Source organism: Nocardiopsis sp. MT53 (assembly GCF_019598965.1).
In the GTDB taxonomy this organism is placed as follows: Bacteria; Actinomycetota; Actinomycetes; order Streptosporangiales; family Streptosporangiaceae; genus Nocardiopsis; species Nocardiopsis changdeensis.
In genome coordinates, this window is the sequence record NZ_CP080599.1 from 5,597,460 (window position 1) to 5,610,331 (window position 12,872).

A 12,872-nucleotide genomic window follows, 5' to 3' on the forward strand; every position below is an offset into this window, starting at 1 on the left:
ACTGTTCGGCACTTGGCTGTTTCCGGCCGTTTCCGGTGGTCAGGGCCGGAGAGGGTGTCGAGCGGGGAGTCGGGGGCCGGGATGTCCGGAGTCCACCGGAGGTGGCCCTGGGTCGATACCGACGGGATGCGGCGGGCGGCGCCGCCCAGGAGCGATCCCACCAGCGGCGCGAGGGCCCAGGTGACGAGCGTGCGCGGGCGGCCGAAGACGCCGCGGGCGATGGCCGGCGGGCCGATGTCGCGGATGGACGCTCGGACCACGGGTCATGACTCTCCGGATTCGCCGATCACCATCCGTGGCCATCGTTCCCACGGCGAACGCGCCGCCCGTCGGCGCGCCCCGGATTCCGTCGGCGCTCGTGCGTGCTGGCGTTCGTCGAGCCCCAGGCGTCCGAGGCGCCCGAACAACGACCGAAGCGCTGGAACGCCTGTGGTGCGGGCGTTTCAGCCCCTCTCGGCCTTCCCGTACACACCGCCGATAATGCACATTATGTCAAGTAAACGGTGGGAGCGCCCTCCCCACAGGGTTTCCCGGCTCTCACCTCGAGGACAGAACCTGACCTCCACTCTTTCTAGGGTGGAGCCACGGACACGGAGCCACCCCCGAGGAGCACGATGGGCACCCCCACCACTTGGCAGGACATGACCGCGCGACGCCTGTGGCGGCACGGGCTTGCCGCCCCCGGCGACAGCGCCGCCGACGTCGTCTCGGCGATGTCCGGGGCCCACGCCCAAGTGATGTCGGCGGCCGAGCTGTCCGTGGGACTGCGTCTCAAGGGCGCGGACCGCACCCACGTGCGGTCCGCGCTGTGGGACACCCACGAGCTCGTCAAGACCTTCGGGCCGCGCGGGACCGTGCACCTGCTGCCCGCCCGGGAACTCCCCCTGTGGTCCGCGGCGCTGGAGGCGGCCGAACGCGCCCGGGGAGGCAAGGGCGCCCACAACGGCCTGCTCGCACCGGAGCAGGTCCGGGAGCTGGAGCTCGCCGTCACCGAGGTCCTCTCGGACCGGGAGCTGACCGTCGACGAGCTCACCGACGCGCTGGCCGAACACGCGGGCCCCTGGGCGGCGGACCGGGTCATGGAGGCCTTCCAGGACAGGTGGCCGCGCTGGCGGGCGGCCACGCAGACCCTGGCCAACCGGGGTGTGCTGTGCTTCGGTCCGACGCGCGGGCGCAGGGTGACCTACACGAGCCCGCGCCGTTGGCTGCCGGACTTCGCGCCCGCGGAGGCCGGGGCGGCGCTGGAGCACGTGGTGCTGTCCTATCTGCGGGCGTACGGTCCGGCGACGCCGCAGCACTTCGCGCAGTGGATGTCGGCTCCCCGGCGGTGGGCGAGCGCGCTGTTCGCGTCGTTGGAGGGGCGGATCGAGCCCGTGGAGGTGGAGGGGACGGTCGCCTACCGGGTGGCCGGGGACGTCGGGGAGGCTCCGGGGCCGGTGCCGGAGGTGCTGCTCCTCCCCTATTTCGACGCCTACACGGTGGGGTCGCACCCCCGTGACGTGGTCTTTCCCGGTGCGGTCGGGCAACGTGCGCTGGCGGCGGGCCAGGCGGGCAACTTTCCGGTGCTGTACCTGGACGGGGTGGCCGCGGGCGTGTGGCACCAGCGGCGTTCGGGGCGCCGGCTGGACGTGACGGTGGAGGCGCTGGTGCCGCTCTCGGCGGCCCGGCGCGAGGCCGTCGCGGAGCGGGTGGAGCGGATCGGCGAGATTCTGGAGGCGATGCCGCGGTTGACGTTCGGTGCCGTCACGGTGGGTCCGCACGCCTGAGCAGGGGGTCCTCTCCCCCGGCCTGCCGTTGAACTTGTGTTCGGTGATGTGCGTCACTCCGAGATGGCGTTTGCGGGTGGGCGTTCGGGTAGTGGGTTGGTGCACTCGCAGCTCCGTCCCGTACGGGTTCCGCAGTCCCGGGGCGTGTCGAGCGCGAGTGCCGGCCGCGCGCCGATCGGGGGTGACGTGCGTGGCCGCGCCGCGGCCCCGGTCCGGGGGGAACCGGGGACGGCGCACCGAGAGGGCCCCTGCGCGGCGCCGCGTCGCGCGGGGGCCTCCCGGAGCGGGGACACTTCGTCGGCCGGCGAAACGAGTCGTGCCTAGGTTTTCGACCATGACTTCCGACGGACATCTGCGTATCGAACCCCGCATCCTCTACTTCGGGACCCCGGTGGCCCTGCTCTCGACGCTCAACGGTGACGGGACGCCCAATCTGGCGCCCGTCTCGTCGGTCTGGGCGCTGGGGATGACGGTGGTGCTGGGGCTGGGGGCCACCGGGCAGACGGCGCGCAACCTGGGGGAAGGTGCCGGGCTGGTGGTGAACCTGCCCTCTGCCGACCTGTGGGAGCGGGTGGAGCGGCTGGCGCCGCTGACGGGGCGGTACCCGGTTCCCGAGGGGAAGCCGCCGGGCTGCCGGTTCGAGGCGGACAAGTTCGGCGCGGCGGGCCTGACGGCCCAGGAGTCGGAGCTGGTCGGTCCCCCGCGTGTGGTGGAGTGCCCGTTGCAGTTGGAGGCGGTGGTGCGCGAGGTGCGGCCGGACGGTTCCGGTGCCCATGTGGTGGTGGAGGCCGAGGTGGTGCGAGTGCATGCCCGGGAGGATGTGGTGGTGCCCGGGACCGACCATGTCGATCCGGAGCGCTGGCGGCCGCTGGTGTACAGCTTCCGGCACTACTTCGGGCTCGGCGCCGAGGTCGGCCACTCCCACCGCTCCGAGACCGCCGGGGGCCGCTCCCCCGTGCCGGTGCGGGGTGTCGCGTCGTAGGGCGGGTGCGTTCCGTTCGGCCGGCCCCGCCGCCCGGGGCGGCCTACCCCGCGCCGGCGGTGGGCAGGTTCCGGTGGCCGGGTGGGGCCACGGCCGAATGTGGCCGGGGAACGCGAAAAGCCCCGGACTCCGGGAGTCCGGGGCTTCAGGGCGGTCGTGGTCCGGCTACTTGGGGCCGAAGACCATCACCGTGATGCCGTTGGCGAACTCCCTGGTCCGGAGCCGCTCCAGGTGCGTGATGTCCAGGCCGTCCAGCAGCCGCTGCCCGCGGCCCGCGATCACGGGGAACATCCACAGGTGGAACTCGTCCACGAGGCCGTGCTCGATCAGGGTGCGGTCCAGCTCTCCGGTGCCGAACTTCAGGAGGTTCTTGCCGGGCTCCTTCTTGATCCGGGCGACCTCCTCGGCGACGTCGCCCTTGATGACCGTGGCGTTCCAGGCGGTCTCGGTCCCGATCAGTGTCCGGGAGGCCACGTACTTGGGCAGGGCGTTGATGCGCTTGCTGTAGTCGTCCCCGTCCCTGTGCGGCCACGTCGCCGCGAACCCCTCGTAGGTCTGGCGCCCCAGCAGGAGCGCGTCCGCTTCGCCCAGCAGTTCGGCGGCGTAGGAGGAGTGCTCCTCGTCCCAGTACGGCGCTCCCCACTTCTCGGGGGAAGAGAGCACGCCGTCGGTGGTGATGAACGTCGATTCGATCAGCTTGCGCATTTCGCTCCACAGTGTCTTCGTATGACTCTTGACTCTCACTCTCTTGTCGAACGGGGCGGGCCCGGATCGACACGGGGCTGAATTTTTTTTTGAGGGATGGGATCTGGCAGAGGCCGACATCGGCTGCGGCCGCCCCACCTGGTGGGGCGGCCGCAGGGGGTTGCCAGGGTTCGGCGACCAGGCGCATCCGGCGCCCGCTGTCGACCGCCACAGGGAGCGGGCGCCCGCCTCGCGCCACCGCCGCACAGGCCGCGGGGCGGAGACGATGGGCATCGTCATCCCAACCCTGCGGTCACGAAGGAGCGCCACCATGGCCGACACCGTCCTGGACGTCACCGACACGGACTTCGAGGCGAAGGTCGTCAAAGCACAGGGGCCTGTTCTGGCTGTCTTCCGGGCCGAGTGGAGCGGCGTGTGCAGGACGCTGGACCCGGTCCTGGGCGAGGTCGCCCACGAGTTCGCGGACCGGGTGACCGTTGCCCGGGCCGACGTCGACCAGAGCTCCCAGACGGCCTCCGAGTACGGCATCACGGCGACCCCCACCCTGCACGTCTTCAAGGACGGGCAGATCTTCGCCACCTGGATCGGGCCCGCCTCCAAGGGCAAGGTGGTCGAGCTGGTCACGCCGCACCTGTGACACCCGCCCCGGGCCGGGCCCCGGAACACGCGACAAGCCCCGCACCTCGGAAGTTCCGGAGCGCAGGGCTTCGTGGTGCGCGGGGCGCGGCGCTCGGTGCCGGGCTTGTCCGGCTCCGGCTCGGGGGGCGGCGGGACCGGGCCCAGCGGGTCGAATCCGCGGCCGCCGATGCGCTCTCCTCCGCCGGGCCGGCCCCAGCGCATCGTCGGCGCGGAGATCGACGCCTTGGACCGTGTGATGCGTCGACGGGAGCTACGGCGGACGTTCATGTTCTGGGCGTGGGGCACGATCGCGATCACCTGCCTGGGCGCTCTGGTGGGGTTGGTGCTCGACGGGGTCGACGGGGTGTTCGCGATAACCCCGTGGGTTTTCCTGGCAGCGCTTTTCATGGCCGGTATCAATCTGAGCTTCGATATCTACATGAGGAACGACTAGCACCCCCGGACACCGGGTGCGCGGGCGGCGATCCGGCCTTGGAGACACGAAAAGCCCCGCATCCCGGGGGTGCGGTGCTGGGCGGTGTGGCGGGGTCATCGCCCCTTGCCGGCGTACTTGGTTCGCCCCTGCCATTGGAGGGTGCCCGGTACTGGCAGGATCGGCCGTGTCGGTCCGGTGCCCGGGGTGTGGCCACTCCCCTGCCGGGCCCGCTCGGGTGGAGGTCGCCGGTGGTGGAATTCGTGTGCGCGGGATGCGGGACGGTGCTGAGCGCGCCGGTGGAGCGGGTGGCGCTGCCCGACCACGCGCACCAGAAGTGGGGCAACGGTGTGCTGATGCCGGTGTTGATGCGTTCGGGGACGTATGCGATGGACCCCCGGCGGTCGGGTCCGCCGTGGCTGCCGTGGGAGGCGGTGGACGAGGCGGAGGCGGCGGCCCACGGTGTTTTCGCCCCGGTGTACTCGGTGCCCCTGGGGGCCGCGGGTGCGGTGGTGCTGGCCCCGGGTGACGTCCGCGGGACGGTGCTGGTGACGGAGTGGTGCGCCGGTTACTGCTGCGGCTTGGACGGGTCTGCGGGGCCGAACCTGGCGTGCGCCGGGTGTGGGCGGGCGGTGGGCGCCCGGATCGACGACTGTTCGCTGTGGCAGTCGGTGCGCCTGGAGGCGGGCGCGGTGCGGGCGGTGGGTTCCGGGGTCGTGCCTTCGGGGTGGGCGCGGGCGCTGGCGGATGCCCGGTGGGAGGAGCCTCCGGGCGGGGCGGCGCCGGAGCCCGGGTCGGGGGCGTGGCCGAGGGCCTCGGCTCTGGAGGGTGTGTGGGAGGCCGCCGTGGGGGCGGCGCTGGCGCATCTTGTGGTGGCGGGAGCGGGGGCGGGTGTGGTGTGCGAGGGGGTGGCGGCGGTGCTGTTCTCGGCCGCGTGCGAGGCGCTGCTCCCGGCCGGGGACCGGGGGTTGCGGACGGCGCCGGCGGGTCCGGGGCTCGGTGTGCCGGACGCGGATGTGCTGGTGGTGCCGGTGCATCCGCAGACGGGCGAGGTGTGGCGGCCCGGTGGGGATGTGCCCGTGGTGCCGCTCGCCGCGGGCGCCTGGGCGCACCTGGTGCTGCCGGGCGGGGCGGCGTCGGCCGTCGAGTGGGGGCGGGCGCCGGAGCCGGCGCTGCTCGATGAGGTGTCGGTGGGGGTGCTGCCCCACCGGCGGTTCCGTCCGGACCGGGGGGTGTTCCTGGATGTGCTGGCCCGGCTCCCGCAGGTGCGGGAGCCGGGGGTGCGCGCGGTGTACGAGCGGGTGCGGGGCTCCTGGGACGCGTTCTAGGCGCTGTCGCGCGCCGGTTGGGTCAGCCGGTGGGGACGGCGCGGCGGAAGGTGCGCCGGTAGGCGGCCGGGGAGACGCCCAGGGCGGCGCGCAGGTGCTGGCGCAGGGAGGCGCCGGTGGCGAACCCGACCCGGGAGGCGACCTCCTCCACGGCCAGGTCGGTGGTCTCGAGCAGGTGGCGGGCGCGTTCGACGCGCTGGGCGGTGAGCCAGCGGCCCGGGCTGGTGCCGACCTCGTCGGTGAAGCGGCGTACGAAGGTGCGCAGGCTCATCCGGGCGTGGGCGGCCAGGTCGGCGAGGGAGAGGGGTTCGTCCAGGTGTTCCAGGGCCCACTGGCGGGTGGCGGCGGTGCCGGTGCGGTCGGGGTCGGGCACCGGGTGCTCGATGTACTGGGCCTGGCCGCCGTCGCGCCAGGGCGGGACGACGCACATGCGGGCGACGTGGTTGGCGACCTCGCTGCCGTGGTCGCGGCGGACCAGGTGCAGGCAGATGTCCACTCCGGAGGCGGCGCCGGCGGAGGTGAGCAGGTCGCCGTCGTCGACGAACAGCACGTCCGGGTCCAGGTCCACGTGGGGGTACCAGGTGCGGAAGATGTCGGTGAGCGCCCAGTGGGTGGTGGCCGGGCGTTCGTCCAGCAGGCCGGCGGCGGCCAGGGCGAAGGCGGCGGTGCAGATGGACACCAGGCGGGTGCCCGGGCGCAGTCCGGTCAGGGCTGCCAGCAGTGCGGGCGGGGGTTCGCGGGTGATGCGTCCGGTGTCGAACGGGGGGATGACGACAGTGTCGGCCCGGGCCAGGAGTTCGGGGCCGTGGTCGACGGTGATGGAGAAGTCGGCGTTGGTGGGGACGGTGGGGCCTTCCAGGGCGCAGGTGCGCACCAGGTAGCGCCCGTCGGCGGAGCCGAACACCCGGGCGGGGATGCCCAGTTCGAAGGGGTAGACGCCGTCCAGGGCCAGGACGGCGACGAGGTGGGGTCGGGGTTCGGCGCTCATGGCATGATCGTATCGAAAGATGGCGATCATGCCATTGTTCGTCCCCCGGCTGCGGAGCAGGCTGGTCCCCATGAGTCACACGAGCGATGACGCGATGATGCGGGCGGTCTCCCAGGACGCCTACGGCGGCCCCGAGGTGCTGCGGGAGGTGCGCCTGCCGCGGCCGGTGCCCGGGCCGAGTCAGATCCTGGTGCGGGTGCGCGCCGCCGGGGTCAACCCCACCGACTGGAAGCACCGGGCGAACGCCGGGTTCCTGGACCGGCTCCCGCTGGTGCTGGGCTGGGACGTGGCCGGTGTGGTGGAGGCGGTCGGGTACGGGGTGACCCTGTTCGAGCCGGGCGACGAGGTGTTCGGGATGCTGCCGTACCCGTACGGGGTCGGCTCGCACGCCGAGTACGCGGTGGGGCCGGCCCGGGCGTTCGTGCGCAAGCCGGCCGGGATCGACCACGTCCAGGCCGGGGCGCTGCCGCTGGTGGCGCTGACCGCCTGGCAGGCCCTGGTGGACACCGCGGACGTGCGGCCCGGGCAGCGGGTGCTGGTGCACGCCGCCGCGGGCGGGGTGGGGCACGTGGCGGTGCAGATCGCCAAGGCCCGCGGGGCGTACGTGATCGGTACCGCCAGTGCGGCCAAGCACGGGCTGCTCAAGGAGTGGGGTGCCGACGAGGCGGTGGACTACCGGGAGGTGGACTTCGCCGAGGTGGTGCGGGATGTGGACGTGGTGCTGGACCCGTTCGCCGGTGAGGTGCTGGACCGGTCGCTGGGGGTGTTGCGGCCGGGCGGGATCGCGGTGTCGATCCTGGCGGTGACCGCCGGGCACCGGGCCCGGGCGCGGGAGTTGGGGGTGCGGGTGGCGGGCCTGCTGGTGGAGGCCGATCACGCGGGGATGGCGGCGGTGGCGGACCTGGTGGAGCGCGGTCTGCTGCGGGCGCACGTGCAGGAGGTGTTCCCGCTCGCGGAGGCGGCCCGGGCGCACGCGCTGGGCGATACCGGGCACGTGACCGGCAAGCTGGTGCTGGAGGTCTGATGGTGGGGCCGCCTCTGGTCGGGGCGGCCCCGCCTTGTTCCGTGTGGTGGTCAGGCGGTGGCGGGTTCGGGGAAGGGGACGCCGGTGGGGCGGCGGTGCGCCCAGGGGCGGGCCTGTTCCAGTTGGGCGGCCAGGCGCAGCAGGAGCCCCTCCCCCGCCGCCGGGGCGATGAACTGCACTCCCAGGGGCAGTCCGGTGTCGGTCCAGTGCAGGGGCACGGACATGGCGGGGGTGCCGGTGAGGTTGGCCAGGAGGGTGAACGGGGTCGCGGTCAGGTTGTTCATGACCTCGGTGGTGACCAGGTCGGTGCGGGTCACCAGCCATTCGGTGCGGGTGCGCACCAGGAGGCGTTCGGCGCCGCGCAGCCAGGCGGGCGGGTCCAGGCGTCCGATCGTCACCGGGGGGCCGGCGATGGTGGGGGTCAGCAGCAGGTCGTAGCGGGAGTGGAAGTCGGCCAGTGCCAGGATGTGGGCGTTCCAGCGGTCGTGGCCGCGTACGTAGTCGCCCGCGCTGCGGGTCCGGCCCATGGCGGCCAGGATGAGGGTGTCGGGTTCGAAGTCGTCGTCGGTGCAGCCGGTGTCGGCCTTGATGCCGTCGACCAGGGCGGCCATGGACCCGTACCAGAGGGTGAGGAAGTCCTCGGTCAGGGCGCGGCCGTCGATGGCGGGTTCGGCCTCGGTCACGTCGTGGCCCAGGTCCTCCAGCAGGGCGGCGGCGTCGCGTACGGCGCGCACGGCCTCGTGGTGGACGCGGGTGCCCAGGGGTGAGCGGTCGGTGAAGCCGATGCGCAGTCTTCCCGGGTCGCGGTCGGTCTCGGCGGTGTAGGGGCGTTCGGGCGGGGCGATGGGGTAGGGCGAGGTGGGTTCGGGGCCGGCCATGACGTCCAGGAGCAGGGCGCTGTCGCGGACGGTGCGGGTCAGGACGCCGTTGACGGAGGCGCCGTGCATGGGTTCGCCCCAGGCGGGGCCGAAGGGGACCCGGCCCCGGCCGGGTTTGAGGCCGAACAGGCCGCAGCAGGCGGCGGGGATGCGGATGGAGCCGCCGCCGTCGTTGCCGCCCGCGGCGGGTACGACGCCGGCGGCGACGGCCGCGGCCGAGCCTCCGGAGGAGCCGCCGGGGGTGTGGGCGGTGTTCCAGGGGTTGCGGGCGGGGCCGAACTCGCGGGGTTCGGTGATGCCCTTGGCGCCGAATTCGGGCACGTTGGTCTTGGCGAAGGGGACCAGGCCGGCGTCGAGCCAGCGGCGCACGATCTCGGCGTGGCCGGTGGCGGGCACGTGGCGCAGGGCGCGGTTGCCGGCGGAGGTGGGGAATCCGGCGTAGTCCTGGAAGAGGTCCTTGAGCAGGAAGGGCACTCCGGACAGGGGGCCTGTCGGGGGGTGGGCGGCCCGGCGGCGGGCCTCGTCGTACATCTTCAGGACGAGGGCGTTGAGGCGGGGTTCGACCTGTTCGGCGCGGCGGATCGCGGCCTCCAGCACCTCGGGGGCGCTCGCCCGGCCGGTGGCGATGAGGTCGGCCAGGCCCACGGCATCGTGTTGCAGGTATTCGTCGACTCGCATGCACGGAACCTAACACCGTTATGAAACGTGTTCTAGTTCTGTGCGGCTCACACCCGCAGGGTCTCGCCCTCGCGGGCGTGGGCGACCGGGTGCCCCAGGGCGGCGCCGGCGCGGGCCGCGGCCCGTTCGGGGGTCAGGGAGGGGCCGGTGTGGGTCAGGACCAGGCGGGCCGCCCCGGCCTCGGCGGCCGCGGCGGCGGCCTCCTCCGGGGTCAGGTGCGCCCGCTCCTCCCCCGGTGGCGGGGCGTCGTGGTCGGCCTCGCACAGGAACAGGTCGGCGCCGCGGGCGGCGTCCGCCAGCTGCGGGCAGGGGGCGCTGTCGCCGCTGTAGGCCAGGGTGCGCCCGTCGTGTCGGGCGCGCAGCGCGTAGGCCGGAACGTCGTGCACGACCGCGTGCGAGGTCAGTTCCAGGTCGCCCAGGCGCACCCGGTGGCCGTCGTGCAGGTCGTGGAAGGAGAACGTGTTCTCCAGGAACGCGGTGTCGGGGCGGCCGAAGAACCCCGCCAGCCGCCGCGCCAGCCCGGCGGGGGCGTAGACCGGGATCGGCCCCGCGGCGGCGAGGCCGCCGTAGCGCAGCGCGTAGAACGCCGCGGCCAGGTCGGCGCAGTGGTCGGCGTGCAGGTGGGAGATCCACACCGCGTCCAGGGCGGCGGGGTCGGCGTGGGCGCGCAGGGCCGCCAGGGTCCCGAACCCGGCGTCCACCCACACCGACCGCTCTCCCGCCCGCAGCAGGTACCCCGAGCAGGGCCGGTCGGGCAGCGGGGCGGGTGAGGCCGTGCCCAGCACGGTCACCGTCATGGTCATGCCGCGGCTCCGGGGCGCAGGCGGTCCAGCAGGCCGGGGGGCTCGGGGTAGGGGCGCTCGTCGGGCAGCAGGGCGGCGGCCGCCTCCGTCTCGCCCCGCCGGACCAGGTCGTGGACGCGGTGGACGGTGGGGGTGGTGTCGGTGATGGAGACGATCCATTCGTCGGCGTAGCGGGTGGAGGCCTCGCCCGCCAGCCCCAGCTGGAGGGAGCGGTGCTCCAGGGGGCGCAGGCGCAGGTCGCGTTCGGGGTCCCACTGCACCCGGGCGGGGGCGGCGGCCAGCTCCCGCCGCCAGGCGTCGCGGTCGGCGTGCACCCCGGGTTTGTAGTGGGACAGGCAGGCGTGGCGCAGCGCCCACTCGAAGCCCTCGCGGGTGATCTCCACCGCCAGCACGGTCTCCTGGCCCTCCTTGCGGGCCCATCCGCACCGGTACATCATCCACAGGAACGAGGGCTTGATCCAGGTCATGCGGCCGCGCTTCCAGTCGGCGGGGAAGCGGCCGTCCCGGGCGGCGGGCAGCCCCAGGCGCGGGGAGTAGGCCTGGTAGACGGTCACCGTGGTGTCGGTGTACCGGGCGCGGATCTGGTGGGGCGGGACCTCGGTGTTCACGGTATTCACCCTGGCCGCACCCGCCCCGTCCCCGCAAGCCGATTTCGCGGTGGTCAGCGGCCGTGCAGGGGGACGGCGGCCTTGAGGAGCATCTCCGCGTACTCGTCCTCAGGGTCGGAGTCCAGGATGATGGCGCCGCCCGCGCCGATGGTCAGCTCCTCGCCCCGGCGGACGGCGGTGCGGATGGCGATGCTCAGGTCCGCGGCGCCGGAGTCCGACAGGTAGCCCAGGGCGCCGGAGTAGACGCCGCGCGCCGACCCCTCCAGGGCGTCGATGATCTCCATGGTGCGCAGCTTGGGGGCGCCGGTCATGGACCCGCCGGGGAAGCAGGCGCGGACGGCGCCCACCGCCGACACGTCGGCGCGCAGCCGCCCGCGGACGGTGGACACCAGCTGGTGGACGGTGGCGTAGGACTCGGTGTACATGAACGCGGGCACGCCGACGGTGCCGACCTCGCACACCCGGCCCAGGTCGTTGCGGAGCAGGTCGACGATCATGAGGTTCTCGGCGCGGGTCTTGGCGCCGGTGCGCAGCTCCCGGGCCAGGCGGGCGTCGGTGGCCGGGTCGGGGTGGCGGGGGGCGGTGCCCTTGATGGGGCGGCTCTCGGCCTCGCCCTCGCCCGTCACCCGCAGGAAGCGCTCGGGTGAGGCGCTGAGCACGCTGGTGGGGCCCAGGCGCAGCAGGGCGGCGTAGGGCGCCGGGGAGGCGGCCCGCAGGCGGCGGTAGAAGTCCAGGTCGGTGCCGGTGTAGCGGGTGTGCAGGCGGTTGGTCAGGCAGATCTCGTAGCTCTCCCCCGCCGCCAGCTGGGCCAGGCACTCCTTGATGTCGTTGAGGTAGCCCTCGCGGGGGCGTTCCAGCAGGTGGGCGGGGTCTTCGGGGGTGGCGGCCGGGGCCGGGGCGCCCAGCGGGGGGAGGTCGGCCAGGGCGGCGGCGGTGGCCGCCAGCCAGGCGTCGCCGTCGGGTCCGTCGTCGGCGCAGACCAGGTGGGTGCGGCCGGTGTGGTGGTCCACGGCGATGAACCGGTCGCAGCGCAGCCACACCGCGTCGGGGGTGGGCGAGGTGTGGGCGGCGGGGGCGCCGCAGTCGGCCTTGAGCTCGTAGCCGAAGTAGCCCACGTACCCGCCGGTGAACTCGAAGGGCAGCGGGGCGGGGGTGCGCGGCCGCTGCCGGCGTTCCAGGGCGTCGAACACGGTGCCGGGCTCGGTGACGGCGGTGCCGTCGGGGTGTTGGACGCGGACGGGGCCGCCGACCCGGTAGGTGAGGACCTCGCCGGTGGCCGCGCCCAGGAACGAGAAGCGGGCCGGGCCCTGGGGGCGGGAGCTGTCCAGCCAGAACGCGTACTCGGCGTCGCCGTACAGGTGGGCGAAGGCGGCCTCGGTGTCCACCGCTCCCTCCAGGGTGCGGGTGCGCGGTGCGGTCCCGGGGAGGGCGGCGGGAGGGGCGGGCCGCGCGGACGGTGCCGGGGCGGGGCGGTGGGGGCGGGCCAGGTCCAGGAAGTTGCCGATGAGGGCGGCGCCGTGCTCCCCCGCGATCGACTCGGGGTGGAACTGCACCCCCCAGCGGGGCAGGTCGCGGTGCTCCAGGGCCATGACCACGCCGTCCTCGGCCCAGGCGGTGGCCGTCACCGGGGCGGGCAGGGGTTCGGGGACGGCCAGCGAGTGGTAGCGCACGGCGGTGAAGTCCTGGGGGATCCCCGCGAACAGGCCGGTGCCGGTGTGGCGGACGCGGGTGAGGTGGCCGTGCCGGGGCTGGGGGGCGGACTGGACGTCGGCTCCGGCCAGGTGGGCGATGGCCTGGTGGCCCAGGCACACCCCCAGCACCGGCAGGGGTGTGGCGGCCAGCAGTTCGGGGACGCGGCCCAGGTCGCGGGGGTGCTGGGGGCGGCCCGGGCCGGGCGAGACGACGACGGCGTCCAGGTCCGCGAAGTCGAACCCGTCCCAGGCGGGGTCGTCGTTGGTGAGCACGGCGGGCTCGGCCCCGGCGACCTCGGCGATCAGCTGGAACAGGTTGTAGGTGTACGAGTCATGGTTGTCCACGAGCAGAACGCGCATCCCGCCCCTT

12 protein-coding genes are annotated in these 12,872 nt (G+C 74.0%); 6 read left to right on the forward strand and 6 right to left on the reverse strand.

Annotated elements, in window-relative coordinates; genetic code table 11:
• Positions 1-614 precede the first annotated feature (614 nt).
• Positions 615-1,766 (forward strand): winged helix DNA-binding domain-containing protein, encoded by a 1,152-nt coding sequence (locus K1J57_RS24815; RefSeq protein WP_220561049.1) that lies wholly within the window; start codon positions 615-617, stop codon positions 1,764-1,766.
• 334 nt (positions 1,767-2,100) lie between these two features.
• Positions 2,101-2,748 carry a flavin reductase family protein gene (locus K1J57_RS24820; RefSeq protein WP_220561051.1) on the forward strand — a complete coding sequence of 216 codons (648 nt, stop codon included), beginning with the start codon at positions 2,101-2,103 and terminating at the stop codon, positions 2,746-2,748.
• A gap of 165 nt (positions 2,749-2,913) precedes the next feature.
• Here the strand turns inward: K1J57_RS24820 and K1J57_RS24825 are convergent, their stop codons facing one another.
• On the reverse strand, positions 2,914-3,453 hold the full coding sequence (locus K1J57_RS24825; protein WP_220561053.1) for a dihydrofolate reductase family protein: 540 nt from the start codon (positions 3,451-3,453) through the stop codon (positions 2,914-2,916).
• Between the two features lie 310 nt (positions 3,454-3,763).
• Here K1J57_RS24825 and K1J57_RS24830 point away from each other — a divergent pair, with 310 nt between their 5' ends.
• From K1J57_RS24830 to K1J57_RS24840, 3 genes are all read left to right on the forward strand, one after another.
• On the forward strand, positions 3,764-4,090 hold the full coding sequence (locus tag K1J57_RS24830) for a co-chaperone YbbN (protein ID WP_220561056.1): 327 nt from the start codon (positions 3,764-3,766) through the stop codon (positions 4,088-4,090).
• A 168-nt stretch (positions 4,091-4,258) separates the two neighbouring features.
• The gene (locus tag K1J57_RS24835; protein WP_220561058.1) at positions 4,259-4,525 is read left to right on the forward strand and encodes a hypothetical protein; all 267 of its coding nucleotides are present in this window, start codon (positions 4,259-4,261) and stop codon (positions 4,523-4,525) included.
• A gap of 230 nt (positions 4,526-4,755) precedes the next feature.
• Complete coding sequence (locus K1J57_RS24840; RefSeq protein ID WP_255646573.1) at positions 4,756-5,832, forward strand: hypothetical protein; 1,077 nt, start codon at positions 4,756-4,758, stop codon at positions 5,830-5,832.
• A 22-nt stretch (positions 5,833-5,854) separates the two neighbouring features.
• Here K1J57_RS24840 and K1J57_RS24845 read toward each other — a convergent pair whose 3' ends face one another.
• On the reverse strand, positions 5,855-6,820 hold the full coding sequence (locus tag K1J57_RS24845) for a GlxA family transcriptional regulator (protein WP_220561060.1): 966 nt from the start codon (positions 6,818-6,820) through the stop codon (positions 5,855-5,857).
• 70 nt (positions 6,821-6,890) lie between these two features.
• Here K1J57_RS24845 and K1J57_RS24850 point away from each other — a divergent pair, with 70 nt between their 5' ends.
• Complete coding sequence (locus tag K1J57_RS24850) at positions 6,891-7,844, forward strand: NADP-dependent oxidoreductase (protein ID WP_255646574.1); 954 nt, start codon at positions 6,891-6,893, stop codon at positions 7,842-7,844.
• A gap of 50 nt (positions 7,845-7,894) precedes the next feature.
• Here K1J57_RS24850 and K1J57_RS24855 read toward each other — a convergent pair whose 3' ends face one another.
• Genes K1J57_RS24855 through pabB form a run of 4 tightly spaced genes read right to left on the reverse strand, consistent with a single transcriptional unit; the run spans position 7,895 to position 12,862 of the window.
• The gene (locus tag K1J57_RS24855; protein ID WP_220561062.1) at positions 7,895-9,400 is read right to left on the reverse strand and encodes an amidase; all 1,506 of its coding nucleotides are present in this window, start codon (positions 9,398-9,400) and stop codon (positions 7,895-7,897) included.
• A 47-nt stretch (positions 9,401-9,447) separates the two neighbouring features.
• On the reverse strand, positions 9,448-10,203 hold the full coding sequence (locus tag K1J57_RS24860) for an MBL fold metallo-hydrolase (protein ID WP_255646575.1): 756 nt from the start codon (positions 10,201-10,203) through the stop codon (positions 9,448-9,450).
• On the reverse strand, positions 10,200-10,811 hold the full coding sequence (locus tag K1J57_RS24865; RefSeq protein ID WP_220561064.1) for a DUF4291 domain-containing protein: 612 nt from the start codon (positions 10,809-10,811) through the stop codon (positions 10,200-10,202). Before K1J57_RS24865 ends, K1J57_RS24860 begins: the two co-directional genes overlap by 4 nt.
• A 53-nt stretch (positions 10,812-10,864) precedes the next feature.
• Positions 10,865-12,862, reverse strand: coding sequence for an aminodeoxychorismate synthase component I (pabB, locus tag K1J57_RS24870; RefSeq protein WP_220561066.1), 1,998 nt, complete (start codon positions 12,860-12,862; stop codon positions 10,865-10,867).
• Positions 12,863-12,872 lie beyond the last annotated feature (10 nt).

What these genes read in the sequence shown, in the direction of transcription:
- K1J57_RS24815 (WP_220561049.1), top strand. Translation starts at nt 615, where the DNA reads ATGGGCACCCCCACCACTTGGCAGGACATGACCGCGCGACGCCTGTGG.
- K1J57_RS24820 (WP_220561051.1), top strand. Translation starts at nt 2,101, where the DNA reads ATGACTTCCGACGGACATCTGCGTATCGAACCCCGCATCCTCTACTTC.
- K1J57_RS24825 (WP_220561053.1), bottom strand. Translation starts at nt 3,453, where the DNA reads ATGCGCAAGCTGATCGAATCGACGTTCATCACCACCGACGGCGTGCTC.
- K1J57_RS24830 (WP_220561056.1), top strand. Translation starts at nt 3,764, where the DNA reads ATGGCCGACACCGTCCTGGACGTCACCGACACGGACTTCGAGGCGAAG.
- K1J57_RS24835 (WP_220561058.1), top strand. Translation starts at nt 4,259, where the DNA reads ATGCGCTCTCCTCCGCCGGGCCGGCCCCAGCGCATCGTCGGCGCGGAG.
- K1J57_RS24845 (WP_220561060.1), bottom strand. Translation starts at nt 6,820, where the DNA reads ATGAGCGCCGAACCCCGACCCCACCTCGTCGCCGTCCTGGCCCTGGAC.
- K1J57_RS24850 (WP_255646574.1), top strand. Translation starts at nt 6,891, where the DNA reads ATGAGTCACACGAGCGATGACGCGATGATGCGGGCGGTCTCCCAGGAC.
- K1J57_RS24855 (WP_220561062.1), bottom strand. Translation starts at nt 9,400, where the DNA reads ATGCGAGTCGACGAATACCTGCAACACGATGCCGTGGGCCTGGCCGAC.
- K1J57_RS24860 (WP_255646575.1), bottom strand. Translation starts at nt 10,203, where the DNA reads ATGACCATGACGGTGACCGTGCTGGGCACGGCCTCACCCGCCCCGCTG.
- pabB (WP_220561066.1), bottom strand. Translation starts at nt 12,862, where the DNA reads ATGCGCGTTCTGCTCGTGGACAACCATGACTCGTACACCTACAACCTG.